This window comes from Pseudomonas frederiksbergensis, from assembly GCF_003732275.1.
Lineage (GTDB): Bacteria > Pseudomonadota > Gammaproteobacteria > Pseudomonadales > Pseudomonadaceae > Aquipseudomonas > Aquipseudomonas frederiksbergensis_H.
This window is the reverse complement of sequence record NZ_MOBM01000039.1, coordinates 112,225-137,964: the sequence shown is the minus strand read 5'-3', so window position 1 is coordinate 137,964 and position 25,740 is coordinate 112,225. Positions and strand designations below refer to the sequence as shown.

At 59.7% G+C, this 25,740-nt stretch carries 16 protein-coding genes and 1 other RNA gene; 10 read left to right on the top strand and 7 right to left on the bottom strand.

The window, feature by feature from the left end:
- The first annotated feature begins 52 nt into the window (after positions 1-52).
- Positions 53-2,443, top strand: coding sequence for a sensor domain-containing diguanylate cyclase (locus tag BK662_RS26560; protein WP_123360039.1), 2,391 nt, complete (start codon positions 53-55; stop codon positions 2,441-2,443).
- 134 nt (positions 2,444-2,577) lie between these two features.
- Here the strand turns inward: BK662_RS26560 and dacB are convergent, their stop codons facing one another.
- Entirely contained in the window at positions 2,578-4,038 is a 1,461-nt protein-coding gene (dacB, locus tag BK662_RS26550; protein ID WP_123360038.1) for a D-alanyl-D-alanine carboxypeptidase/D-alanyl-D-alanine endopeptidase, read from the bottom strand.
- A gap of 233 nt (positions 4,039-4,271) precedes the next feature.
- Here dacB and BK662_RS26545 point away from each other — a divergent pair, with 233 nt between their 5' ends.
- Positions 4,272-4,616 carry a YggL family protein gene (locus tag BK662_RS26545; RefSeq protein ID WP_007896965.1) on the top strand — a complete coding sequence of 115 codons (345 nt, stop codon included), beginning with the start codon at positions 4,272-4,274 and terminating at the stop codon, positions 4,614-4,616.
- A gap of 151 nt (positions 4,617-4,767) precedes the next feature.
- Here BK662_RS26545 and BK662_RS26540 read toward each other — a convergent pair whose 3' ends face one another.
- The gene (locus tag BK662_RS26540) at positions 4,768-5,958 is read right to left on the bottom strand and encodes a benzoate/H(+) symporter BenE family transporter (protein ID WP_123360037.1); all 1,191 of its coding nucleotides are present in this window, start codon (positions 5,956-5,958) and stop codon (positions 4,768-4,770) included.
- A gap of 343 nt (positions 5,959-6,301) precedes the next feature.
- Between BK662_RS26540 and BK662_RS26535 the strand changes: the two genes are divergently transcribed.
- A complete protein-coding gene (locus BK662_RS26535; protein WP_123360036.1) occupies positions 6,302-7,066 on the top strand; it encodes a GntR family transcriptional regulator in 765 nt (254 codons plus the stop codon).
- Positions 7,067-7,220: 154 nt separating this feature from the next.
- On the opposite strand, the gene guaD is transcribed toward BK662_RS26535, so the two are convergent.
- From guaD to xdhA, 4 genes are all read right to left on the bottom strand, one after another.
- Complete coding sequence (gene guaD, locus BK662_RS26530; protein WP_123360035.1) at positions 7,221-8,525, bottom strand: guanine deaminase; 1,305 nt, start codon at positions 8,523-8,525, stop codon at positions 7,221-7,223.
- Between the two features lie 26 nt (positions 8,526-8,551).
- Positions 8,552-9,397, bottom strand: a complete 846-nt coding sequence (gene xdhC / locus BK662_RS26525) for a xanthine dehydrogenase accessory protein XdhC (protein WP_123360034.1) — start codon at positions 9,395-9,397, stop codon at positions 8,552-8,554.
- A 136-nt stretch (positions 9,398-9,533) separates the two neighbouring features.
- A complete protein-coding gene (gene xdhB / locus BK662_RS26520) occupies positions 9,534-11,933 on the bottom strand; it encodes a xanthine dehydrogenase molybdopterin binding subunit (RefSeq protein ID WP_123360033.1) in 2,400 nt (799 codons plus the stop codon).
- Positions 11,926-13,380 carry a xanthine dehydrogenase small subunit gene (gene xdhA / locus BK662_RS26515; RefSeq protein WP_123360032.1) on the bottom strand — a complete coding sequence of 485 codons (1,455 nt, stop codon included), beginning with the start codon at positions 13,378-13,380 and terminating at the stop codon, positions 11,926-11,928. The genes xdhB and xdhA overlap by 8 nt, the downstream gene beginning before the upstream one ends.
- 266 nt (positions 13,381-13,646) lie before the next feature.
- Between xdhA and BK662_RS26510 the strand changes: the two genes are divergently transcribed.
- The 6 genes from BK662_RS26510 (at position 13,647) to ffs (ending at position 23,116) form a co-directional block, all read left to right on the top strand.
- Entirely contained in the window at positions 13,647-14,306 is a 660-nt protein-coding gene (locus BK662_RS26510) for a GntR family transcriptional regulator (RefSeq protein ID WP_123360031.1), read from the top strand.
- A gap of 2 nt (positions 14,307-14,308) precedes the next feature.
- The gene (gene smc, locus BK662_RS26505) at positions 14,309-17,797 is read left to right on the top strand and encodes a chromosome segregation protein SMC (protein ID WP_123360030.1); all 3,489 of its coding nucleotides are present in this window, start codon (positions 14,309-14,311) and stop codon (positions 17,795-17,797) included.
- Between the two features lie 257 nt (positions 17,798-18,054).
- Entirely contained in the window at positions 18,055-18,903 is an 849-nt protein-coding gene (gene zipA, locus BK662_RS26500) for a cell division protein ZipA (RefSeq protein WP_123360029.1), read from the top strand.
- 156 nt (positions 18,904-19,059) lie between these two features.
- Entirely contained in the window at positions 19,060-21,417 is a 2,358-nt protein-coding gene (gene ligA / locus BK662_RS26495; RefSeq protein ID WP_123360028.1) for an NAD-dependent DNA ligase LigA, read from the top strand.
- A gap of 247 nt (positions 21,418-21,664) precedes the next feature.
- Positions 21,665-22,828: a zinc-binding metallopeptidase family protein gene (locus BK662_RS26490; protein WP_123360027.1), complete on the top strand. Its 1,164-nt coding sequence runs from the start codon at positions 21,665-21,667 to the stop codon at positions 22,826-22,828.
- Positions 22,829-23,019: 191 nt separating this feature from the next.
- Positions 23,020-23,116: signal recognition particle sRNA small type (gene ffs / locus BK662_RS26485), an RNA gene on the top strand.
- 186 nt (positions 23,117-23,302) lie between these two features.
- Here ffs and BK662_RS26480 read toward each other — a convergent pair.
- Complete coding sequence (locus BK662_RS26480) at positions 23,303-23,617, bottom strand: helix-turn-helix domain-containing protein (RefSeq protein ID WP_123360026.1); 315 nt, start codon at positions 23,615-23,617, stop codon at positions 23,303-23,305.
- A 418-nt stretch (positions 23,618-24,035) separates the two neighbouring features.
- Here BK662_RS26480 and BK662_RS26475 point away from each other — a divergent pair, with 418 nt between their 5' ends.
- A complete protein-coding gene (locus BK662_RS26475) occupies positions 24,036-25,736 on the top strand; it encodes a putative bifunctional diguanylate cyclase/phosphodiesterase (protein WP_123360025.1) in 1,701 nt (566 codons plus the stop codon).
- Positions 25,737-25,740: the final 4 nt, after the last annotated feature.

The window sequence follows — 25,740 nt, the reverse complement described above, 5'->3', positions numbered from 1 at the left end:
TCAACTCATGGCCAATGGGCTTTTCCGGCACCTGGCGTTTTGAGTTGTATCTATGTCGTTGCACGCCGTGCGCCCCAAGATCCTGGGTTTTATCCGCGAAGATGTTTCGGCCTGGCTGGTCGCGCTACTGGCGTTGCTCGTCGGCGGGATTCTCACGGGATTGCTGGCCTGGGCGACGTTCAATCAATTTCATCAGCAATTGCGGCAACGTTTTCAGCTGATCGCCAGTGAACGTTACAGCCGTATCCAAGAGCGTTTCGAAGATCAGGAGCAGCGCCTCGACGGCCTGCGCCGGTTCTTCATCAATTCCGGATCGGTGTCCCGCGAGGAATTCGACGGTTACGCCAAACCTCTTTTGCGTCGCACCCAGGCCTACTCCTGGGCCCCCCGGGTTTCCCGTGCTGAACGTCCCCTGCTTGAACGCGTGGTGCGTGAAGAAGGCTTGGGCGATTTCACCTTTCGCGAACTCACCGCCGATGGCCAGTTGCAAACGGCTACGGAACGGGACGAGTACGTACCGGTGCTCTACACCCAAACCCAAAGCCGATTGCCCACGCCGCTGGGTTACGATTTGCTGGCTCAACCCCTGCGTCGTTCGACCCTGGAACGGGCCGATCGCAATGGCCATATGGCCGTGTCGCAACCGTTGCATCTGGTAGGCATCGAGCCTGCCTATTCGCGGGGCGTGTTGCTGGTAGCTCCGGTCATCCATCAGAACCTCCCGGACGCCGCGCCCGCCGGGTATGTCATGGCGGTGATCAGCATGCGCCAGCTGTTGGCGGACGGGCTGCCGGAAGAGAATCATGATTCTCTCTCGGTGCGTATCCTCGACTTGTCTACCGATGATCAACACGAAGTGCTGTACGAGTCGACCAACACGGTGGGGGCCAGTGACTTGTCCTCCACGCGATTGCTGCGTCTGGCCGACCATGATTACCAAGTGGATATGCGCCCCAGCGCCGCGTTCCTGAAAGCCAACCATTCCTCGGTGGCCAGCCTGGTGGTGCTCGGCGGTTTGCTCAGCCTGCTGCTCAGTGTGTTTCTCTATGTGCTGGTCAGCCAGCGCCAGCGGGCGCTGAAAATGGTGGAGCAGCGGACCCAGGAACTTCACGACCGTGAGCAAGAGTTGCGCGGCACGCATGGCCAGTTGCGCGGTGTGCTGGATGCCGCGACTCAGGTGGCGATCATTGCCACCGACCTGCGCGGAATCATCAGCACCTTCAACGCTGGGGCAGAGCAGATGCTCGGTTACTTCAGTGCGCAGGTTGTGGGCCACATGACCCTGGAAAATCTGCACCTGCCCCGGGAACTCGAAGCGCGCTCGGCGGAGTTGAGCGTGCGCTATGGCAAGCCGATCCCGACGTGTCAGGCGATGCTGGTCGAAGGCGGGGAAGAGGGCGGTCACGAAGCCCGGGAGTGGACGCTGGTCCGCCACGACGGCAGCCATTTGACGGTAAACATGCTGGCGACCCCGGTCCTCGACGAGCAAGGCTTGTGGGTCGGGCACCTGGCGATTTGTATCGACATCACCGAGCGCAAGCGTGTCCACGAGGCCCTGGCGGCACGGGACCTGTTGTTGAAGAAACTCAGCGCCCATGTGCCCGGCGGGATCTACCAGTTCAAGATGGAATTCGATGGGCGCTTCAGCGTGATCTACGCCAGCGACGGTATGCGCGATATCTACGAACTTGAGCCGGACGTGCTGTTGCTCAATGCCGAAGCGGTGTTCGCGCGTATTCATCCTCAGGATGCGCGCCGGGTCCGCGCTTCGATCCTGGCTTCGGCTGACACCCTCAGCCCTTGGCGTGAAGAGTACCGCGTGCAATTGCCCCAGCGTGGTCTGCGCTGGGTCCGCGGCGAAGCGACCCCAGAGGAACTGCCCGGTGGCGGTGTGCTATGGCATGGTTTCATCTCGGACATCTCCGACCTCAAGCGCGTGGAAGAGGAGTTGCGCGCACTGTCAGTGACCGACTCCCTGACCGGAATCCATAACCGTCGCTACTTCCAGGAGCGCCTGACCACCGAAATGGCCCGGGTCGAGCGCGGCGGTGGCGAGTTGTCGGTGATCATGCTCGACATCGATCACTTCAAGCGCATCAACGATCAGCACGGTCATGCCGTGGGTGATCGGGTATTGCAGGCCGTGTGCGAGCGCATTGGCGGTCGCCTGCGGCGCACTGATGTGTTCTGTCGCCTGGGCGGCGAAGAGTTCATGGTGCTCTGTCCGGATATCGACGGCGAACAGGCTCATGTGCTGGCCGTGGAGTTGTGGCAAGGGTTGCGCAGTGCGCCGATCGACGAGGTCGGGATCGTCACCGCGAGTTTCGGGATTGCCAGCTGGCGGGCCGGAGAGGGCGCGGATGCGCTGCTGTTGCGGGCTGATTCAGGGGTGTATGCGGCGAAGCAGGCGGGGCGGGATCGGGTTGAGGGGCGGATGAACTAAGGCCACGTGCAGGCCCTGTGGGAGCGAGCCTGCTCGCGATGAGGTTCTAACATTCAACATGGATGTCGACTGTTATACCGCTATCGCGAGCAGGCTCGCTCCCACATTGGATCTAAGGCGTTCTACAGATCGGGTTACAACACCGAAGCCGTTTCCGGCAGTTTCGGCTGGCGATACAGATCCAGCAGTACCTGATCCAGCACCGAGGAGGCGCCAAACGGTGCCTTGTCGTTGAGGATCGCCACCACCGCCCAGGTATTGCCATTGATGTCGCGGCTGAAGCCGGAAATGGCGCGCACGGTGTTCAGAGTGCCGGTCTTGACGTGGGCTTCACCGCGCATCGCAGTGGTCTTCAGGCGTTTGCGCATGGTGCCGTCGGTGCCGGCAATTGGCATTGAGCTGATGAACTCGGCGGAGTACGGGCTGCGCCAGGCGGCTTGCAGCATCGCGGCCATTTCACGGGCACTCACTCGCTCGGCACGGGACAGGCCGGAGCCGTTCTCCATCACCAGGTGCGGCGCAGTAATGCCTTTTCTTGCCAGCCACTGACGTACCACGCGCTGAGCGGCCTTGGCGTCGTCACCGTCGGCATCGGTGCGGAACTTCTGGCCCAGGCTCAGGAACAACTGCTGAGCCATGGTGTTGTTACTGTATTTGTTGATGTCGCGAATGATTTCCGCCAGGTCTGGCGAATAGGCCCGGGCCAGTACCTTGGCGTTGCTTGGCGTCGGTGCCAGACGATCCTGACCCTGGATGCTGCCACCCAGCTCCTTCCAGATCGCTCGCACAGCGCCGGCGGTGTAGGTCGCGTGATCGAGCAGCGACAGGTAGGTCTGGGAGCTGCAACCTTCGCCCAACTGGCCACCGACGGTCACGGTGACGCTGCCATCCGCCTGGGGCACCGGGTTGTAACGCACGCCACCGGTGCATTGCTTGGAGTTGAGCGCCTTGACCTGATTGTCGATGCGGATGCTGGCAATCGGCGGCTCGACCGACACCAGGACCTTGCCCGAGTCGTTGCGGGCCACGAAGCGCAGGGCCTTGAGGTTGACCAGCAGCGCGTCGGGTTTGACCAGGAACGGTTTGTTCTCGTCGTTGCCGTCGTCGTTGAATTCAGGCAGTTGCGGTTGCACGAAGAAGCCGCGGTCCAGCACCAGGTCGCCGGTGACCTGGGTCACGCCGTTGGCGCGCAAGTCGCGCATCAGCAACCAGAGCTTTTCCATGTTCAGCTTCGGATCGCCGCCACCCTTGAGGTAGAGGTTACCGTTGAGGATGCCACCGCTGAGGGTGCCGTCGGTGTAGAACTCGGTTTTCCACTGGTGGTTCGGGCCAAGCATTTCCAGCGCGGCATACGTGGTCACCAGCTTCATGGTCGAGGCCGGGTTAACCGAAACATCAGCGTTATGAATGGTTGGGGTGCCCGGGCCGTTGAGCGGGATCATCACCAGCGACAGGGCACTGTCCTGCAGTTTGCTGGCCTTGAGGGCCTTTTCGACGTTGGGCGACAGGGCGGTGTTGATCGAAGCGGCGGAAACGGGAAGGGCCAGGGGCAGAAGAAGGCTGGCCAGCAGCAATGGACGCAAAGATTTGATCATCTGAAATAAAACCCTACAGCCGAGGGGAAAAAGACGAGGGCATGGAGATAAATTCCCTCAGCGGTCATGAAAGTGTCGGCATTATGCCCCAAGCTGCAACAGCTTGTGCCTTACCCCGGTCGTCTAATCCGCTATTTTTTTACCGACGGTAGGTGTAGCGCTGTTCCGAGGCGGGCAATCGGCGCCTTAAACTGCTAAAGTGCGGCCCGTTATTACTTATGAGGATTGTTCCAATGGCGACTAACCGTTCCCAGCGTCTGCGCAAAAAACTGTGCGTCGATGAATTTCAAGAGCTGGGTTTCGAACTGAACCTGGATTTCAAAGAAGATTTGGCTGATGAAGCCATTGATGCTTTCCTCGACGCGTTCCTGAAAGAAGCCATGGAAGCCAACGGTCTGGGCTATGTTGGCGGCGACGACTTCGGTCTGGTTTGCCTGCAGAAGCGTGGCTCGGTCTCCGAAGAGCAGCGTGCTGCTGTTGAAGCCTGGCTCAAAGGCCGCAGCGAACTGACCGAAGCAACCGTCAGCCCGCTGATCGACGTCTGGTACCCGGAAAAGCCGATCAATCCGGTAGCTTGATGTTCTAAAAAACGGCGACCCAAAGGGTCGCCGTTTTTTTTGTGAAGATCAAAGGATCGCAGCCTCGTTTCACTCGACAGCTCCTACAGGGCAACGCATTCGAAGGTAGGCGCTGTGTAGGAGCTGTCGAGTGAAACGAGGCTGCGATCTTTTAGCTTTTACGCCAGTTCAAGATCAGCAAGGTCAACACCCCCGCCACAATCCCCCAGAACGCCGAACCGATGGAAAACAGCGTCAACCCCGATGCCGTCACCATAAAAGTAATCAACGCTGCTTCCCGTTCCTGCACTTGCGCCATGGCAATGCTCAACCCATTGATGATCGAGCCGAACAGCGCCAGCGCGGCAATCGACAGCACCAGCTCTTTAGGCAGTGCGGCGAACAACGCTGCCAGCGTCGCGCCGAACACCCCGGCAATCCCGTAGAAAATCCCGCACCAGACGGCTGCGGTGTAGCGCTTGTTGCGATCCTCATGGGCATGCGGCCCGGTGCAGATCGCCGCGCTGATGGCGGCCAGGTTGATCCCATGGGAGCCGAACGGCGCCAACAGCAACGAGGCGATGCCGGTGGTGGTGATCAGTGGTGAGGCCGGCACGTTGTAGCCGTCGGCGCGCAATACGGCGATGCCCGGCATGTTCTGCGACGTCATCGCCACCACGAACAGCGGGATGCCGATGCTGATGGTCGCGGCCAGGGAGAAATGCGGTGTGGTCCAGACCGGCGTCGCGACTTCGAGGTGAAAGCCACTGAAATCCAGCAACCCCATGAACCCCGACAGTGCTGTGCCGATCAACAGCGCGGCGAGCACGGCGTAGCGGGGCGACAGGCGTTTGACCACCAGATAGGTGAAGAACATCCCCAGGACCAGCGCAGTGCGGTGCTGGGCGGCGACGAAAATCTCACTGCCGATCTTGAACAGAATCCCCGCCAGCAATGCCGCCGCCAATGAGGCCGGAATCTTTTTCACCAGCCGTTCGAAACTGCCGGTCAGGCCGCAAATGGTCACCAGCACTGCGCAAGTGATGTAGGCGCCGATGGCCTCGCCGTAGCTGACACCGCCCAGGCTGGTGATCAGCAACGCCGCGCCGGGGGTCGACCAGGCGATGGTAATCGGCGTGCGGTAGCGCAGGGACAAGCCGATCGAGCACACCGCCATGCCAATGGAGATCGCCCAGATCCACGACGAAATCTGCCCGCTAGTCAGGCCCGCCGCTTGCCCGGCCTGGAACATCAGCACCAGGGAACTGGTGTAGCCGGTCATCATGGCGATGAACCCGGCAACGATGGCCGAGGGTGATGTGTCAGTCAGGGGGCGAAGCTGCGTGTGCGTGGCGTCGGTCATGACAGCGGTGTTCCTTGTTCTGATGAAGATGTCCGTAGCGAAGTCTTTCAATGTAGGAGCTGTCGAGTGAAACGAGGCTGCGATCTTTTGATCTTGGAAAATCAACATCAAAAGATCGCAGCCTCGTTTCACTCGACAGCTCCTACAGGATTCTGCGTTCAAGCCTAAACTGAAAAGTAACCGGTCGTTGCAATACAGCGAGGGCGACAAACAGCCGTACAGTCGTGTTGCCACCGTCCATTGTGTACAATCGCGGTGTTTTTTACGCGATACTTGCCAGCGACCCACTGTGCCGTATTACAGTCACGGTCTATTCGCCGCAGTTCTCCCGACTCGAGTGCCCATGAACGAACAGTTGCAACCCCTCAAGAAACAACCGCGAGCAGGCAAAGCCGGCCGCAGCGGTACCCAGGACGATATTGTCTACGCGCATATCTTCGAGGCCATCCTCGAACAGCGTCTGGCGCCCGGCACCAAGTTGAGCGAAGAAGCGCTGGGGGAAATTTTCGGGGTCAGCCGCACCATCATTCGCCGCGCGCTGTCGCGTCTGGCCCATGAAGGCGTGGTGTTGCTGCGGCCGAATCGCGGCGCTGTCGTCGCCAGTCCGAGTGTCGAGGAGGCCCGTCAGGTGTTTATGGCGCGGCGTCTGGTGGAGCGGGCGATCACTGAGCTGGCGGTTCAGCACGCCACCGCCGAGCAACTTCTCGAACTGCGGCAGATGGTCAACGACGAGCGCGACAGTTTCTCCCGTGGCGATCGTGGTGCCGGTATCCGTCTGTCCGGCGAGTTCCACTTGAAACTGGCCGAAGCGGCGAAAAACGCACCGCTGATCAGCTTCCAGCGCAGCCTGGTGTCCCAGACTTCGTTGATCATCGCGCAGTACGAAAGCGGCAACCGTTCGCACTGTTCTTACGATGAACACACCCAGTTGATCGACGCCATCGAAGCGCGGGACGCGACGCTGGCGGTGGACCTGATGATGCATCACATGGACCACATCGACAGCAAACTCAACCTCGACGAAGAAAGTGCGTCGGATGATTTGCATGCGGTGTTTTCGCATTTGTTGCAGACCAGGAAGCCTGGGCGGCCGGTCGCCAAACTCTGATAGACCGAGTCGCGCCCATCGCGAGCAGGCTCGCTCCCACAGGGAATGCATTTCAAATGTGGGAGCGAGCCTGCTCGCGATAGCGATCTGAAGGGCGACAATAAAAATCCCCCGCAACCAACGATTGCGGGGGATGTTTTATGCCCGGAAGATCTTAGCGCTGATGCACCAGATTCCCCGCCGCATACGTCTGCAAAACAGTCCGGTCATCCCCCAGCGTCATCAATACAAACAACGTTTCGGCAATGTTATTGGCCTGCTTCAGGCGATAGCCGAGCAGTGGCGTGGCGTTGTAGTCCAGCACCAGGAAGTCCGCGTCGCTACCCGGTTGCAAGGTACCGACCTTGTCTTCCAGGCGCAGGGCGCGGGCGCCGCCGAGGGTGGCCAGGTACAGCGACTTGAACGGGCTCAGCCGCGCGCCTTGCAGTTGCATGACTTTGTAGGCTTCGTTCAGTGTTTGCAGCAGCGAGAAACTGGTGCCGCCACCGACGTCGGTACCGAGGCCGACATTGAGTTTGTGTTTCTCGGCCATCGGCAGATTGAACAAACCGCTACCGAGGAACAGGTTCGAGGTCGGGCAGAACGCAATCGCTGAACCCGTCTGCGCCAGTCGCGCACATTCGTCGTCGCACAGATGCACGCCGTGGGCGAACACCGAGCGCTCGCCGAGCAATTGGTAGTGATCGTAGACATCCAGATAGCCTTTGCGCTCCGGGAACAGCGCCTTGACCCACTCGACTTCCTTGAGGTTTTCGCTGATGTGGGTCTGCATGTACAGATCCGGATATTCACTCAGCAACTGGCCGGCGAGGGTCAGTTGTTCTGGAGTGCTGGTTGGTGCAAAACGCGGTGTGACGGCGTAATGCAGGCGACCCTTGCCGTGCCAGCGCTCGATCAGCGCCTTGCTTTCGACGTAGCTCGATTCGGCGGTGTCGGTCAGGTAGTCCGGCGCGTTGCGGTCCATCATCACCTTGCCGGCGATCATCCGCAGGTCCAACTGTTCGGCCGCCTCGAAGAACGAGTTCACCGACTGCGGATGCACGCTGCCGAAGACCAGCGCGGTGGTGGTGCCGTTGCGCAGCAGTTCCTTGATGAAAACATCCGCGACTTCGTCAGCGTGGGCCTTGTCGGCGAACTGGCTTTCGCACGGGAAGGTATAGGTATTCAGCCAGTCCAGAAGCTGTTCGCCGTAGGCGCCGACCATGCCGGTTTGCGGCAAGTGGATGTGGGTGTCGATGAAGCCCGGAGTGATCAGTGCGTCCTGATAATGGGTGATTTCGATATCGGCCGGCAGGGTCGGCAGCAATTCGCTGGCGTGGCCGATGGCGCTGATCTGGCCATTATCGACCACCAGCAGGCCGTCTTCGAAATACTCGTACGAGGCTTCGATACCCACTTCGGCGGGATCGGCGATGCTGTGCAGGAGGGCGGCGCGGTAGGCTTTGCGAGTCAGAGGCATGTGAGTTCTCAATGAGTTCGAAGCTTTCAGTTCAAAGCTTGGCTGCGGCGTGAAGCAGGCAGCAGTTTGGCGATCGATGATCCGGCGCTGGCAGTGTGCTGGCCGAAATTCGCGTTATAGGTGGCGATGATTTCGCCGGCGATGGAGATGGCGATTTCCACAGGCAACTTGCCTTTGACTTCGCCGATGCCCATCGGGCAGCGCATGCGTTGCAGCACGCTGCTGTCGAAACCTCGATCACGCAGGCGGTGTTCGAACTTCACCCGTTTGGTCTTCGAACCGATCAGGCCGAAGTAGGCGAAGTCGTTGCGCTTGAGGATCGCGGCGGTGAGTTCGAGGTCGAGTTGGTGGTTGTGGGTCATGACGATGCAGTAGCTGCCGGCGGGCAGGTCATCGACTTCATCCACCGGTTCTTCGGTGACGATTTTGCGTACGCCGTGGGGAATCTGTTCGGGAAATTCAGCTTCCCGCGAGTCGATCCAGCGCACCCGGCAGGGCAGGCTGGCGAGCAGCGGCACCAGCGCCCGACCGACATGGCCGGCGCCGAACACCGCAATCTGCGCCTGGACCTGGCCCATCGGTTCGAATAGCAATACGGTCACGCCACCGCAGCACTGGCCCAGGCTGGCGCCGAGGCTGAAGCGCTCCAGATGGGTGTCCTGTCGGCCGCTGGCCAGCATCTCGCGGCCGATCTGCATGGCCTTGTATTCCAGATGCCCGCCACCGATGGTGTCGAACGTTTGCGTGGCGCTGATGACCATTTTCGAGCCGGCATTACGTGGCGTCGAGCCGAGCTCTTCGATGATGGTCACCAACACACAGGGTTCACCCCGGGTTTGCAGGTCGGCGAGGGCGTCGATCCAGTTGTACATGTTTCACCTCAACATCTCTGTTGTCTGTTCGGGCCTCTTCGCGAGCAGGCTCGCTCCCACATTGGTTTTGCACAGGTCCAACAATCAGCACATAACCCTGTGGGAGCGAGCCTGCTCGCGATGGCCGCCCCTCGGTCTAGAGCGAAGCCAGTTCGGTTTCAGCTTCCACGGCTTTCACCGCCTTCAACTGCCGCATCTGCTCACAGCCCCACAACACCCGCTCCGGGGTCGCCGGTGCGTCGATTTTCGGTTGATGCTGGTAGTCGCCCAAACTGGCCACCGCATCCTTGATCGCGCACCACGCGGCGATGCCGAGCATGAACGGCGGCTCACCCACGGCCTTGGAATGGAACACCGTGTCTTCCGGGTTCTTGCGGTTTTCCACCAGCTTCACCCGCAGGTCCAGCGGCATGTCTGCCACCGCCGGGATCTTGTAGCTGGCCGGGCCGCTGGTCATCAGTTTGCCTTTGTTGTTCCACACCAGTTCTTCCATGGTCAGCCAACCCATGCCCTGGATGAAACCACCCTCGACCTGACCGATGTCGATCGCCGGGTTCAGCGAGTCGCCGACGTCGTGGAGGATGTCGGTGCGCAGCATCTTGTACTCGCCGGTCAGGGTGTCGACGATCACCTCGGCGCAGGCTGCACCGAAGGCGTAGTAGTAGAACGGCCGACCCCGCGCCTGGCTGCGGTCGTAGTAGATTTTCGGGGTCTTGTAGAAGCCGGTGCTCGACAGCGACACCTGGGCGAAATAGGCCTGCTGGATCAGCGATTCAAACGTCAGGATGTGATCGCGAACCCGCACGTGACCGTTGTGGAATTCCACATCTTCTTCGCTGACCTTGTATTGCCGCGCGGCGAATTCCACCAGGCGTTTCTTGATGATTTCAGCCGCGTTCTGCGCCGCTTTACCATTGAGGTCGGCACCGCTCGAAGCAGCGGTTGGCGAGGTGTTCGGGACCTTGTCGGTGTTGGTCGCGGTGATCTGTACGCGGTCCATTTCCACCTGGAACACTTCAGCCACGACCTGCGCAACTTTGGTGTTCAGACCCTGGCCCATTTCGGTGCCGCCGTGGTTCAGGTGGATGCTGCCGTCGGTGTAGATGTGGATCAGCGCGCCGGCCTGATTGAGAAAGCTGGCGGTGAAGGAAATACCGAATTTCACCGGGGTCAGCGCCAGGCCTTTTTTCAGGATCGGGCTGTTGGCGTTGTAGCGACGGATCGCTTCGCGACGCTCGGCGTACTGGCTGCTTTCTTCCAGTTCGGCGGTCATTTCCTCGAGCATGTTGTGCTCGACGGTCTGGTAGTAATGGGTGACGTTGCGCTCGGTCTTGCCGTAGTAGTTGGCCTTGCGCACCGCCAGCGGATCGAGGCCCAGGTGGCGGGCAATCGCGTCCATCACTTCTTCGATGGCGACCATGCCTTGCGGGCCGCCAAAACCACGGTAAGCGGTGTTCGACGCGGTGTTGGTTTTGCAGCGGTGACCGTTGATGGTCGCGTCGCCCAGGTAGTACGAGTTGTCGGCATGGAACATCGCACGGTCGACAATCGATGCCGACAAGTCCGGAGAACAACCGCAGTTGCCGGCCAGTTCCAGCGCAATGCCGTGCAGGCGGCCAGTGCTGTCGAAGCCCACGTCATACTCGACGTAAAATGGGTGACGCTTGCCGGTCATCAGCATGTCTTCGACACGCGGCAGGCGCATTTTGGTCGGCTGACCGGTCAGGTGCGCGATCACCGCGCACAGGCACGCCGGGCTTGCCGCTTGAGTTTCCTTGCCGCCGAAACCACCGCCCATGCGGCGCATGTCGACGACGATTTTGTTCATCGACACGTTCAGCACTTCCGCCACCAGTTTCTGCACTTCGGTGGGGTTTTGGGTCGAGCAGTAAACGATCATGCCGCCGTCTTCAGTCGGCATCACCGAAGAGATCTGGGTTTCCAGATAAAAGTGTTCCTGGCCGCCGATGTGCAGCGTGCCTTGGATGCGATGTTCAGCAGTGGCCAAAGCAGTCGCCGAATCGCCGCGCTGATGTGTGTGGCTGTCGAGCACAAAGTGGCGTTTGCGCAGGGCTTCGACCACGTCCAGAACGGGTTCGAGATCTTCGTATTCGATGATCGCAGCCATGGCTGCTTTGCGCGCGGTTTCCAGGTCTTTCGCCGCCACGGCGAGTACCGGTTGACCGACAAATTGCACGTCATCAATGGCCAACAACGGATCGCCCGGCAACAGTGGGCCGATGTCTTTCAGGCCTGGCACATCTTCGTGGGTAATGGCGATGCGCACGCCTTCGAAGGCGTAGCAGGGCTTGGTATCGATGCTGATGATTTTCGCGTGGGCGCGGTCTGACAGCCGTGCGTAAACGTGCAGCTGATTGGGGAATTCCAGCCGATCGTCGATGTACTGCGCTTCACCGGACACATGCTTGTCGGCGCTGTCGTGCTTGACGCTGCGGCCGACGCCGGTGGTCAGGTCCTTGGCGAACAATTCAGCCAGTTCGGCTTGGGTCTTCTCTACAGCGTGATGATTAGACATAAGCGGTCACCCGAGTCTCGATATGCGGTGTTTGCAGTTCGATGAAGTATTTACGCAGCAGGTTCTGCGCACTGAGCAGGCGGTATTCCTTGCTGGCGCGGAAGTCCGAGAGTGGCGTGAAGTCTTCGGCCAATGCAGCGCAGGCGCGTTCGATGGTGGCGTTGTTGAACGGCGCACCCAGCAGGGCGGCTTCGCAGTTTTTGGCGCGTTTTGGAGTGGCCGCCATGCCGCCGAAAGCAACGCGGGCGTCGGCGATCACGCCGGTGTCGATACGCAGGTTGAACGCGGCACAAACGGCGGAAATGTCATCGTCCAGACGCTTGGATACCTTGTAGGCGCGGAACAGTTGTTCAACGCTGGCGCGCGGCACGATGATCTTTTCGATGAACTCGCTTTCCTGACGCGCGGTGACCCGGTAATCGATGAAGTAATCTTCCAGCAACAGGGTGCGGCGGGTTTCACCTTTGCACAGGACGATCTGCGCGCCGAGGGCGATCAGCAGCGGTGGCGAGTCGCCGATTGGCGAGGCGTTGCCGATGTTGCCGCCCAAAGTGCCCTGGTTGCGGATCTGCAAGGAAGCGAAGCGTTGCAGCAATTCACCGAAGTCCGGGTACTCGGCCTTCAAGGCGTCGTAGCAGTCGGAGAGGGCGGTAGCGGCGCCGATTTCCAGGCGATCGTCGAAGCGTTCGATGCGTTTCATTTCGGCGACGTTGCCGACGTAGATCATCACCGGCAAGGTGCGGTGGAACTGCGTGACTTCCAGCGCCAGATCGGTGCCGCCGGCCAGCAGGCGGGCCTGTGGATAAGCGTCGTAGAGATCAGCCAGATCGGCCACGGTCAACGGCACCAGGCAGCGTTTGTCGCCACTGTTGAGTTCGCCGATGTCGGTGGGGGCGATGGTTTTCAGGCGAGCGATGGTGTCCGCTTCGCGAGCATCGAATTGGTCGGGTTGTTTGCCGCAGCAAGATTGCTCGGCGGCGGCCAGGATCGGCCGATAACCGGTGCAGCGACAGAGGTTGCCGGCCAACGCTTCGTGGGCTTTATGGGTGTCGGGCTCGTCGCTGTTCTTTTGCAGCGCGAACAGCGACATCACGAAGCCCGGCGTGCAGAAACCGCATTGCGAGCCGTGGCACTCGACCATGGCTTTTTGCACGCTGTGCAGCTCACCTTGATGCTTGAGGTCTTCGACGCTGATCAGTTGCTTGCCGTGCAAGGAGGAGACGAACGTCAGGCACGAATTGAGGCTGCGATAGCGAATGTGTTCGCGACCATCGTCGTCCGTCTGCAACTCGCCAACCACCACGGTGCAGGCGCCACAGTCACCGCTGGCGCAGCCTTCTTTGGTGCCGGGTTTGCCCACGTGTTCGCGCAGGTAATTGAGCACGGTCAGGTTCGGGTCCAGGGCGTGCTCGCTACGGAGTTCCTGGTTTAGTAAAAACTGGATCACGGAAGGCCTCGCAAACTCATTATTGTTGTTAACCGACATGAGCCGAATTTATCAGGTCTGACTTTTCGGTCAATGATTTTCTGACTTAAAGGTCAGGAAATAGCATTTTGTCGATCAACGACTCGTTCCTTCATTATTGACCCTCACGGGATAGCTTGCCTTTTGCTTGAATCGTGCCAAAAACCGCTGGGTGGGCACTCCGCCATGACCCATCAATTGCGCTACACTGCGCCGCTTGTGCAGATCGAAGAGTTTGAAGGACAACCATGACGTTCAAGGCGCCGGACAGCCTCGCCGAGCAAATCGCTCACCACCTCGCCGAACGTATCATTCGCGGCGAAATGAAGCCGGGGGAGCGCATCCAGGAACAGAAGGTCACGCTGGCCCTCAATGTCAGCCGCGGTTCAGTCCGTGAGGCCTTGCTGATTCTCGAGCGCCGCCACTTGATCGCGATTTTGCCGCGACGTGGCGCCCATGTGACCGAACTCACGGCGCACAAGGTGCAGAGCCTGTGCACGTTGATGAGCGAGTTGTACATTCTGCTCGGCAACGCCGTGGCCAGCGGCTGGCAAGTCCAGGCCGACATGGCGCCGTTCGTGCAGATCCAGCAGCGCCTGACCGACAGCTACCAACGCCAGGACATCCGCACGTTCGTCGACGACAGCTTCAGTGTGATGCGCGCCGCCTATCCGTTCGCCAACAATCCGTACTTGCAGGAAACCGTCGAGAATTTGCAGCCGGCCATGAGCCGCGCGTATTTCCTCGCGCTGGATCAGCGCAAGGCCTCGATGAGCGAGTTCCTCGAGCTGTTCGAGCGCTTGCTCGCTGCCGTGCTGGCCCGTGACTTTCCTCAGATCCGCGTGGTGCTGACGGCGTATGCCCAGCGCAGCTGCGATCTGGTGGTCTCTGCCCTGACGGTCGCTTAAGCGTGCGGCTCAAGTGCATCAAGCTGGCGGGGTTCAAATCCTTCGTCGATCCGACCACGGTAAACTTCCCCAGTAACATGGCGGCCGTGGTCGGACCCAATGGTTGCGGCAAGTCGAACATCATCGACGCCGTGCGTTGGGTGATGGGCGAGAGCTCAGCCAAAAACTTGCGCGGCGAGTCGATGACCGACGTCATCTTCAACGGCTCGACCAGCCGTAAACCGGTGAGCCAGGCGAGCATTGAGCTGGTGTTCGATAACTCCGACGGCACCCTGCTCGGCGAATGGGCTGCCTATGCGGAGATTTCCATTCGCCGCAAAGTGACCCGCGACAGCCAGACCACCTACTACCTCAACGGCACCAAATGCCGCCGCCGCGATATCACCGACATCTTTCTGGGTACCGGCCTCGGCCCGCGCAGCTATTCGATTATCGAGCAGGGGATGATCTCCAAGCTGATCGAGTCCAAGCCCGAAGACCTGCGCAATTTCATCGAAGAAGCCGCCGGTATTTCCAAGTACAAGGAACGTCGGCGCGAGACTGAAAACCGTATCCGCCGCACCCACGAAAACCTTGCCCGCCTGACCGACCTGCGCGAAGAACTCGAGCGTCAGCTTGAACGCTTGCACCGCCAGGCCGAGGCCGCCAAGAAGTATCAGGAATACAAAGGCGAAGAGCGCCAGCTCAAGGCCCAGCTGTCGGCCCTGCGCTGGCAAGCGTTGAACGAACAGGTCGGCCAGCGCGAAGCGATCATCGGCACTCAGGAGGTCACCTTCGAAGCCCTGGTGGCCGAGCAACGCAATGCCGACGCGGCCATCGAACGCCTGCGTGACGGTCATCACGATCTGTCCGAACGCTTCAATCTGGTGCAGGGGCGTTTCTATTCGGTCGGCGGTGATATCGCCCGGGTCGAACAGAGCATCCAGCACGGTCAGCAGCGCTTGCGTCAGTTGCAGGACGACCTGAAGGAAGCCGAGCGCGCGCGGCTGGAAACCGAGTCTCACTTGGGCCACGACCGCACCTTGCTGCTGACCTTGGGCGAAGAGCTGGACATGCTCACGCCGGAACAGGAAGTCACCAGCGCCGCCGCCGAAGAAGCTGCTGCCGCGCTCGAAGAATCCGAAACCACCATGCACGGCTGGCAGGAGCAGTGGGACACGTTCAACCTCACCGCCGCTGAGCCACGCCGTCAGTCTGAAGTTCAGCAGTCGCGAATCCAGCAGCTGGAAACCAGCATGGAGCGTTTGGCCGATCGCCAGAAGCGCCTTGGCGAAGAACGTGCGTTGCTGTCGGCGGATCCGGAAGACGCGGCGATCATGGAACTCAGCGAGCAGTTGGCCGCGTCCGAGGCCACGCTCGAAGACTTGCAGGCCAGTGAGGAGGCTCAGGTCGAGCGCCTCGAGCAACTGCGTCAGGAGCTGCAGCAAGCGCTCTCGGCGCAGCAGCAAGCCCAAGGTGATTTGCAGCGTCTCAACGGTCGACTGGCGTCGTTGGAAGCCTTGCAGCAAGCCGCGCTCGATCCGGGCACCGGCACCGCTGAATGGCTGCGCGAACAGCATCTGGCGGATCGTCCACGCCTGGCCGAAGGCCTGAAGGTCGAGGCCGGTTGGGAACTGGCGGTGGAAACCGTGCTCGGCGCTGACCTGCAAGCGGTGCTGGTGGATGACTTCGGTGATTTCGATCTGGCCGGGTTTGCCCAAGGCGATTTACGTCTGCTCAGTCCGGCCACCGATGGCGTGCGCATGCCTGGCAGTTTGCTCGACAAGGTCGAGGCGCAGATTGATTTGTCGCCATGGCTGGGGCAAGTCAAACCGGTCGACAGCCTTGAGCAGGCCTTGGCCTTGCGCGGGCAATTGGCCGCCGGGCAAAGCCTGATCAGCCGCGACGGTTACTGGGTCGGCCGACACTTTTTGCGTGTGCGCCGGGCCAGCGAGGCGGAAAGCGGTGTACTTGCCCGTGGCCAGGAAATCCAGCGCTTGGGCCTTGAACGCGAAGAGCGCGAAGCCACGGTCGAAACCCTGGAAACCCAACTTCAGAATCTCAGGGCGCAACAGCGTCAGCAGGAAAACGGCCGCGAACATTTGCGCCGACTGCTGCAAGACGAAGCCCGGCAGCAGGGCGAATTGAAAGCCCAGTTGTCCGCTGGCAAAGCCAAGGTCGAGCAGTTGACCCTGCGCCGCACCCGTCTTGATGAAGAACTCACCGAGCTGAGCGAACAGCGCGCCCTGGAGCACGAAAACATCGGCGAAGCGCGCCTGCAGTTGCAGGAAGCCCTCGACAGCATGGCGCTGGACACCGAGCAGCGTGAGTTGCTGTTGGCCCAGCGCGACAGCTTGCGCGAACGCCTCGACCGGGTGCGTCAGGAAGCCCGACAGCATAAGGATCATGCACATCAACTGGCGGTACGCCTCGGTTCGCTGAAGGCGCAACACGATTCCACTCGTCAGGCCCTTGAACGTCTGGAAATGCAGTCCGAGCGCCTGACCGAGAAGCGTGAACAGTTGAGCCTCAACCTCGAAGAGGGCGAAGCGCCGCTGGAAGAGCTGCGACTGAAACTCGAAGAGCTGCTCGACAAGCGCATGACCGTCGACGAAGAGCTCAAGACCGCGCAAATCGCCATGGAAGACGCCGACCGCGAACTGCGCGATGCCGAAAAGCGCCGCACTCAGGCCGAGCAGCAATCCCAGTTGATTCGCAGCCAGCTCGAGCAGCAGCGCATGGAGTGGCAAGCGCTGACGGTGCGACGCAAGACTTTGCAGGATCAATTGCTCGAGGACGGCTACGATCTCAACGGCGTGCTCGCCACGCTGCTGGCCGGGGCCAACGAGAAAGACGCCGAAGAAGAAATCGAGCGCATCGCCGCTCGAATTCAGCGCCTCGGCGCGATCAACCTCGCGGCCATCGACGAATACCAGCAACAATCCGAGCGTAAACGTTATCTGGATGCTCAGAACGACGATCTGGTGGAAGCGCTGGACACGCTCGAGAACGTGATTCGCAAGATCGACAAGGAAACCCGAAACCGCTTCAAAGATACCTTTGATCAGATCAATGGCGGTTTACAGGCCCTTTTCCCAAAAGTTTTCGGTGGAGGACGCGCGTATTTGGAACTGACGGGCGAAGATCTACTCGATACAGGGGTAACGATTATGGCGCAGCCGCCAGGAAAGAAGAACAGCACCATCCATTTGCTCTCCGGTGGCGAAAAAGCCCTGACTGCATTGGCCCTGGTTTTTGCCATCTTCAAGTTGAATCCGGCGCCGTTCTGCATGCTCGATGAGGTTGACGCGCCATTGGATGACGCTAACGTTGGACGCTACGCACGGCTGGTCAAAGAGATGTCGCAGACGGTGCAGTTCATCTACATCACCCACAACAAGATCGCCATGGAAATGGCCGATCAATTGATGGGGGTGACGATGCACGAACCCGGTTGCTCGCGTCTGGTGGCTGTGGATGTGGAGGAGGCGATGGCCATGGTGGACGCCTGAATTATTGCTTGTAGGGCGGGTATTTTTGAGCTGTAGGGCTTTTTACCTGTCTGACTTGCTGGCCAATCGACATAATTCGCGCTAGCCACTGTGACAGACGGTGTAAAGTTGCCTTTGGTCGTGCTAGTTTAATGTCAATTTTTCGTATACGTGGGCAAAACGCCTGTCAGAACATAGAGTTGGCGCCACGTTTTAAAGCGGTTTACACAATGTAAACCCCTTATTTTTCAGCATTTTTTATAGAGGCACGGGATTACATGGAAATCGGTCTGCGCGAGTGGCTGATCGTCATCGGCATTATTGTCATTGCCGGTATTCTTTTCGATGGCTGGCGTCGCATGCGCGGCGGCAAGGGAAAACTGAAGTTCCGTCTTGATCGAAGTTTGTCCAATTTGCCGGACGAGGACACCAGCGCCGAGCTGTTGGGCCCGCCCCGCGTGCTCGATAACCATAAAGAGCCGCAATTGGACGAGCATGATCTGCCGTCGGTGAGCATGCCTGCCCGTGAATCGCGCGAATCGGGTTCCAAGCGCGGCAAGCGTGGCCATGGCGAGCCATCGCAAGGCGACTTGAACCTCAATCTGGACCTGGACGGCGGCCCGAGCTTCAATAGCCGTGACGATTTCCCGGATGACACCAAGCCCGCCAGCCCGGCCGATAAAGATCAGCCGCAAGCCGAAGAAGTGCTGGTGATCAGCGTGATCTGCCGCGACCCGGCCGGCTTCAAGGGCCCGGCACTGTTGCAGAACATTCTGGAAAGCGGTCTGCGTTTTGGCGAGATGGACATTTTCCACCGTCACGAAAGCATGGCCGGTAACGGCGAAGTCCTGTTCTCCATGGCCAACGCGGTCAAACCGGGTGTCTTCGATCTGGATGACATCGATCATTTCAGCACCCCGGCGGTGAGCTTCTTCCTCGGTCTGCCAGGCCCGCGTCATCCGAAGCAAGCCTTCGACGTGATGGTGGCTGCGGCACGCAAACTGTCCCAGGAGCTGAACGGCGAACTGAAAGACGACCAGCGCAGCGTGCTGACCGCCCAAACGATTGAGCACTACCGTCAGCGCATCGTCGAGTTCGAGCGTCGCGCTTTGACCCAGAAGCGTTAAAGGCAAAAGATCGCGGCCTCGTTTCACTCGACAGCTCCTACAGGGTTCGCGATTTTCTGTAGGAGCTGTCGAGTGAAACGAGGCTGCGATCTCTTGATCTTGATGAGATGAGATAGAGCAGCCTCGGCTGCTCTTTTGCTTTATGAGAGAACACCCATGACCGCCGCCAAAAACCGCATTCTAGAGCTGCGCGCCGAGCTCGATCAGCACAACTATCGTTATCACGTGCTGGACGAACCCAGCATTCCGGACGCCGAATACGATCGTCTGTTCCACGAGCTCAAAGCCCTCGAAGCGGCCCATCCAGAATTGATCACCAGCGACTCGCCGACCCAGCGTGTCGGCAGCGCAGCATTGTCGGCGTTCACTCAGGTGCGTCATGAAGTGCCGATGCTCAGCCTTGGCAACGCCTTCGAAGAAACCGACATGCGCGAATTCGATCGCCGGGTGACGGAAGGGCTGGATCTGCCGGTCGGCGACTTGTTTGGCAGTGGCGCAGCGGTGGAGTACAGCTGTGAACCCAAGCTCGATGGCCTGGCGGTCAGTCTGCTGTACCAGGACGGTGTGCTGGTGCGCGGCGCGACCCGCGGCGATGGCACCACTGGCGAAGACATCAGCGTCAACGTGCGCACCGTGCGCAATATTCCGCTCAAGCTGCATGGCACCGGCTGGCCGGCGACCCTGGAAGTGCGTGGCGAAGTATTCATGTCCAAGGCCGGTTTCGAACGGCTCAACGCCACGCAACTGGAAGCGGGTGGCAAGACCTTCGCCAACCCGCGTAACGCGGCGGCGGGCAGCTTGAGGCAGCTGGATTCGAAGATCACCGCCAACCGTCCACTGGAATTCTGCTGCTACGGCATCGGCCAGATTTCGGCCGATATCGCCGACACGCACATTGGCAATCTGCAGCAACTCAAAGCCTGGGGGATACCGATCAGCCATGAGCTGAAACTGGCACGCGGCATCGATGAATGCCTGGATTACTACCGCGATATCGGTGAGCGTCGCAATGCGCTCCAGTATGAAATCGACGGTGTGGTGTTCAAGGTCAACAGCATTGCTTCCCAGCGTGAACTGGGTTTCCGCGCTCGCGAACCGCGTTGGGCGATTGCCCACAAATTCCCGGCCATGGAAGAGCTCACCGAGCTGCTCGACGTGGAATTCCAGGTCGGTCGCACCGGTGCCGTGACGCCGGTGGCGCGCTTGAAACCGGTCAGGGTCGCGGGCGTCACCGTGGCCAATGCGACCTTGCACAACATGGATGAAGTTGCGCGGCTGGGCCTGATGATCGGCGACACCGTGATCATTCGTCGCGCCGGCGACGTGATCCCGCAAGTGGTGCAAGTGGTTACCGAACGCCGCCCGGAGAATGCCCGGCCGGTGCAGATTCCCGAGCAGTGCCCGGTCTGTGGTTCCCATGTCGAGCGCACGCAACTGGTCAAGCGCAGCAAGGGTCGCGAGACCATCAGCGAAGGCGCGGTGTATCGCTGCGTCGGGCGTCTGGCCTGCGGTGCGCAACTCAAGCAAGCGATCATTCACTTCGTTTCGCGCCGCGCCATGGACATTGAAGGGCTGGGCGAGAAGAGCGTCGAGCAACTGGTGGATGAAGGCCTGGTGAGTTCGCCGGCCGATCTCTACGCCCTGACGTTCGAGCAGATTGTTGACCTGGAAGGCTTTGCCGAACTGTCGAGCAAGAACCTGCTCGGTGCTATCGAAGACAGCAAGCAGCCGAGTCTGGCGCGCTTCATCTACGCCTTGGGCATTCCTGATGTCGGTGAAGAGACGGCCAAGGTCCTTGCGCGTTCTCTCGGCTCTCTGGAGCGGGTTCAGCAGGCGTTGCCGCACGTGCTCACGTACTTGCCGGATGTCGGCCTGGAAGTGGCTCACGAGATTCACAGCTTCTTTGAAGACGCGCATAACCAGCAGGTGATCAAGGATCTGCTCAAGCACGGCCTGCAGATTCAGGATCAGGGCGAGCTGGGTGCCGAATTTGCCGCCAGTACCACGTTGGGCGGTTTCCTCGACAAATTGCACATTCCGTCGGTCGGGCCGGGCGGGGCGCAGAAGCTTGCCGATATATTCGGCTCGCTCGAAGCGGTGATGAGTGCTGATTGGCTGGACATGCGTCAGGCATTGCCGGAGAAACAGGCGACTTCGGTTCGCGAGTTCTTTGCGGGGACCGAAAATCGTCAGCTCGCTGAAGCGGCCGAAAAGCAGCTGCGTGATTTCGGCATGCATTGGCAGAGCGAGAAAAAGGTCGTCGAAGGATTGCCGTTGGCCGGGCAGACTTGGGTGCTGACCGGTTCGCTGGAGCTGATGAGTCGCGATGTCGCCAAGGACAAACTTGAAAGCCTCGGCGCCAAGGTGGCCGGTTCCGTGTCGGCCAAGACCCACTGCGTGGTCGCCGGGCCGGGCGCGGGATCGAAGTTGGCCAAGGCCAATGAGTTGGGATTGAAGGTGCTGGATGAAGAGGCGTTTGTGGCGCGTCTGAAGGAATACAACATCTCGATCTAGCGCGGGACCTGTGGCGAGGGAGCTTGCTCCCGTTCGGCGGCGAAGCCGTCGCAAGACCTGCTTGCACGGTATGCCTGAAAAATGCGGTTGGCGGTTTTGGGGCCGCTGCGCAGCCCAACGGGGCGATGCGGCGTTCCGACAAGCCCCCTCGCCACAAAAGCTCGGCCCCACACAGGTGTGTTCATTTGTGGGAACGATCACGGTGTGGGAATGATCTAGTCTTGGCAGGCCCCAGGGAGAGATCGCCATGTACCGCTTCTTCGAACAGCTCAGTTCACGCATCGCCGCGCCCTTCATGGGTGAGCGGTTGCGCAACAGCAAGGTCTGGCATTGCCGTTGCGGGCAGTCGCTGTTCTTTCGCAACAGTCAGTGCCTGGCTTGTTCGGCAGCGCTGGGCTATCAGCCGCAGCAGAGTCGCTTGTCTTCGCTGCAACCCGGCCCGCAATCGGATACCTGGTTGCTCGACGCCGATCCCGACGCGGGGCTGTTCCGCCGCTGCGCCAATCTCGACTCTCCGGCCGCATGCAACTGGCTGCTGACGGCCAATGATCACGATGGGTTGTGCATAGCCTGTAGCCTGAATCGCACCATCCCTGACCTGTCGATCCCCGAGAACCACGAGCGCTGGCGCAAAGTGGAAATCGCCAAGCGTCGTCTGGTGGCGCAGCTGATCAGCCTGGGCTTGTCGGTCATTCCGAAATCCATGGACGAAGACATCGGTCTGGCCTTCGACTTCATCGGTATCGACCTCGAAGGCAAGCCGCCGACCACCGGGCATGCCAACGGTCTGATCACCCTCGATATCAAAGAAGCCGACGACGCCCATCGCGAGCAGCTTCGCGTGCAGATGCACGAACCTTATCGCACGCTGCTCGGGCACTTTCGTCACGAGGTCGGGCATTACTACTGGGACCGCCTGGTCGCCAACAGTCATTGGCTGGAACCGTTCCGCGATCTGTTCGGTGACGAGCAAGCAAGCTACGCCGAGGCCCTTGAGCGGCATTATCAGCTAGGCGCGCCGCTCGACTGGCAGCAACGTTACGTCAGCGCCTACGCCACCATGCACCCTTGGGAGGACTGGGCGGAAACCTGGGCTCACTACCTGCACATGATGGATGCAGTGGACACCGCCCTGGGGTTTGGCATGAGTGCGCAGGAAATGGATTTCGATTACCAGCCATTCCCGCCCAGCACGCTATTCGACCCGCAGCACCCTGGAGGCCCGGCGTTCCTGTCGTTCGTCAACGCATGGATCGAGCTGGCCGGGATGCTCAACGAATTGTCACGCAGTATGGGCCAGCCGGATTTCTATCCGTTCGTTCTGCCGCCGGCGGTGATTGCCAAGCTGCATTTCATTCACCTGGTGATCCAGCAAGAGGGCGGCAGGGCGGATGAGGTGTTGGCGCAATAGGATCAAAAAGATCGCAGCCTTCGGCAGCTCCTGCTCGCCTGTGGGCGCCGCCGCAGGCTGCGATCTTTTAAAGGCCAGCGCATGTCCTTGAAGCGGCTCATATTTTTTAATCCGCCCGAACGGTTGTAACTTCGTCTCAGATAGGTACAATGGCGCGGCTCGCCGTCAGGTGAGCGTCGTTATGGTGACCCCATCGGTCCCCCCGCAACGATTACCCGTGAACCTGGTCAGACCCGGAAGGGAGCAGCCACAGCGGGAACATTGTGTGCCGGGGTGTGGCTGGTGGGGTTGCCTCCATAACGCAACACGAACCCTCTTTCGTGTCTTCCATCTAAAAATACTGTTTTGTTTTCCCTGCCATGGAGCTCCTCCAGGGTGGTTTTTCGTCGTTTCCGAATTAAAGAGCGGGATACAAAAAAAGGAGGCCGATCTGTCGTATTCGACAGACCGGCCTCCTTTTTTCATTTACTGGCACTAAGGCTTGGACAAGGCCTGGTCAACCGCTGCGATCAGCTTTCCCAGATCCTTCGGGGTGGCTTTGTGTATGACGCTGAACAGGTACGCCCGCTGTTCATCTTCGTCGGCCAGATCTGCGAAAAAGGCTTTCAGTTTCACGCCCAGCACGTCGGCAAGCAAAAACAATGCTTCCACGCTGGGGGTATAGGTGCCTGTTTCGAAGCGGCTGATGGTTTTGGGGTCAAAACCGGTTTTTTCGCCGAGTTCAGCCTGAGTAAGCCCTGCGACCTTACGATAGCGTCGGATGGCCGGACCCAAACTTGAAATTTGCATCGCTCAATTCCCATTTAGAATCAAGAACTTAACGATAGATTTTTGCATTAGGCAACTGCATGATCCATCACCTTGCTTTGCAAAATGTGATGCATTTCGTAGAATCGCCGCTTCGAACGAGTTTTTGATGAGCTGCTTTCTGAAGTTTAGGCGATGCGAAACAGCCAGCATTGCATTTCCTGCCGGATCCATGGCAGAAGCCGTTGGCGTTGTGAAACCTCGCGAAAATGTTACCAGAGTCGGTGTCGCTACCTTGCCCGAGGCCTTTGAGCCTAGTTGATCTTCGGCGGTCCGGGGGGCCATCAAATGCTGTTCATGGAGTGATAACGTGTCTCTGCGCAGTACGTCTCAAAACACCTCTTCCGGGCATCCTGCGCTGGTCGAGCGGTACCACCGCTAGCGACAGTGAGCCTGACTCATGGATGAGAAATACCGCAGGGCCGTGGATGCCGCTGCCATTTTTTCCGAGACCGATCTCAACGGCCGGATTACCTATGTCAACGATCAATTCTGCGCCGTGTCCGGCTACAGCCGTGAGGAACTGCTGGGGCAAAACCATCGCCTGCTGAACTCCGGCCTGCATTCCGCCGACTTCTTCGCCGCCATGTGGCGCACCATCGCTCTGGGCAATATCTGGAAGGGCGAGATCTGTAATCGCGCCAAGGATGGCAGCCTGTATTGGGTCGACAGCACCATGGTACCGGTGCTTGATGATGCCACCGGGCGCATTCACCGATACCTGTCGATTCGTTTTGATATCAGCGAAAAACGTCAACTGTTGCAAACCCTGCAATGGCGGGTCGGGCATGACGTGCTGACCGGGCTACCCAATCGCGCGTTCCTCTCGGAATTGCTGGATCAGGCACTGGAATTCTCTCGACATGAAAACATTCTGTTGGGGGTGTGCATGCTTGACCTCGACGGATTCAAGGCGGTCAACGACGGCTATGGTCACGCCAGTGGCGATCTGTTGCTGGTGGAAGTGGCCAAGCGTTTGCGCGACATTGTGCGCGGCGAAGACGTAGTGGCGCGACTGGCCGGTGACGAGTTCGTGCTGGTGCTGCGTTATGTGCGTGATCTAACGGAATTGCGCGCAGCGCTGAATCGCGTGTTGGGGGCGATTTCGGCGCCTTACACACTGCACGGCAAGGACATCAATGTGTTTGCCAGTATCGGCGTCACCCTGTTTCCCCACGACAACGAAGATGCCGAAACCCTGCTGCGTCATGCCGATCAGGCGATGTACGTGGCCAAGCAGAGCGGGCGAAACCGCTTTCATCTATTCGATGTCTCTCGGGATCAGGAGGTCAAGGCCACTCACCAGACCGTCGAGCGAGTACGGCAGGCGCTGGTCGCCGGTGAGTTGCGCGTGCATTTTCAGCCCAAAGTGAACATGCGCCGAGGCGTGGTCGTCGGTTTCGAAGCGCTGTTGCGTTGGGAGCACCCGCAAAACGGCATGGTGCCACCCCGGGAGTTTTTGCCGCTGGTGGAGGACACTGACCTGATCATCGATATCGGTGAATGGGTAATGGATCAGGTTTTGTCGCAGTTGCACCGCTGGCAGCAAGCAGGGCAGGGCTGGCCGATCAGTATCAATATCGCGGCGCGACATTTTCAGCGCGCCGATTTCGTCGACCGGCTCAAGCACGTACTCGCTCGACATGCCCAGGTCGCCCCGCAGATGCTCGATCTGGAAATCGTCGAGTCGGTGGCGATCGAGAATATCCAGCATGTCAGTGCCTGTTTGCAGGCCTGTCAGGCGTTGGGGGTGCAGTTTTCGCTGGGTGACTTTGGCACCGGTTACTCGTCCCTGAGCTATCTCAAGCGTTTGCGAACCCAAACCATCAAGATCGATAAGTCATTCGTGCGCGACATTCTGAATGATCGTGACGATCTGGCCCTGACCAAGGCGGTGATTGGCCTGGCCCGCGCGTTCGGTCGGCAGGTGATTGCCGAGGGGCTGGAAAGCCTTGAGCACGGTGAGTTGCTGTTGCGGCTGGGATGCGAAGTCGCTCAAGGCTATTTCATCGCTCGCCCGATGCCGCCCGGTGAAGTGCCGAGCTGGGTAGCGGGGTTTGTCGCTCCGTCGCAATGGCAGACGCTTGATCAGACAGCCTGAACCG

What these genes read in the sequence shown, in the direction of transcription:
- dacB (WP_123360038.1), bottom strand. Translation starts at nt 4,038, where the DNA reads ATGATCAAATCTTTGCGTCCATTGCTGCTGGCCAGCCTTCTTCTGCCC.
- BK662_RS26545 (WP_007896965.1), top strand. Translation starts at nt 4,272, where the DNA reads ATGGCGACTAACCGTTCCCAGCGTCTGCGCAAAAAACTGTGCGTCGAT.
- BK662_RS26540 (WP_123360037.1), bottom strand. Translation starts at nt 5,958, where the DNA reads ATGACCGACGCCACGCACACGCAGCTTCGCCCCCTGACTGACACATCA.
- xdhB (WP_123360033.1), bottom strand. Translation starts at nt 11,933, where the DNA reads ATGTCTAATCATCACGCTGTAGAGAAGACCCAAGCCGAACTGGCTGAA.
- guaD (WP_123360035.1), bottom strand. Translation starts at nt 8,525, where the DNA reads ATGCCTCTGACTCGCAAAGCCTACCGCGCCGCCCTCCTGCACAGCATC.
- zipA (WP_123360029.1), top strand. Translation starts at nt 18,055, where the DNA reads ATGGAAATCGGTCTGCGCGAGTGGCTGATCGTCATCGGCATTATTGTC.
- BK662_RS26475 (WP_123360025.1), top strand. Translation starts at nt 24,036, where the DNA reads ATGGATGAGAAATACCGCAGGGCCGTGGATGCCGCTGCCATTTTTTCC.
- BK662_RS26560 (WP_123360039.1), top strand. Translation starts at nt 53, where the DNA reads ATGTCGTTGCACGCCGTGCGCCCCAAGATCCTGGGTTTTATCCGCGAA.
- BK662_RS26480 (WP_123360026.1), bottom strand. Translation starts at nt 23,617, where the DNA reads ATGCAAATTTCAAGTTTGGGTCCGGCCATCCGACGCTATCGTAAGGTC.
- BK662_RS26490 (WP_123360027.1), top strand. Translation starts at nt 21,665, where the DNA reads ATGTACCGCTTCTTCGAACAGCTCAGTTCACGCATCGCCGCGCCCTTC.
- BK662_RS26535 (WP_123360036.1), top strand. Translation starts at nt 6,302, where the DNA reads ATGAACGAACAGTTGCAACCCCTCAAGAAACAACCGCGAGCAGGCAAA.
- BK662_RS26510 (WP_123360031.1), top strand. Translation starts at nt 13,647, where the DNA reads ATGACGTTCAAGGCGCCGGACAGCCTCGCCGAGCAAATCGCTCACCAC.
- ligA (WP_123360028.1), top strand. Translation starts at nt 19,060, where the DNA reads ATGACCGCCGCCAAAAACCGCATTCTAGAGCTGCGCGCCGAGCTCGAT.
- xdhC (WP_123360034.1), bottom strand. Translation starts at nt 9,397, where the DNA reads ATGTACAACTGGATCGACGCCCTCGCCGACCTGCAAACCCGGGGTGAA.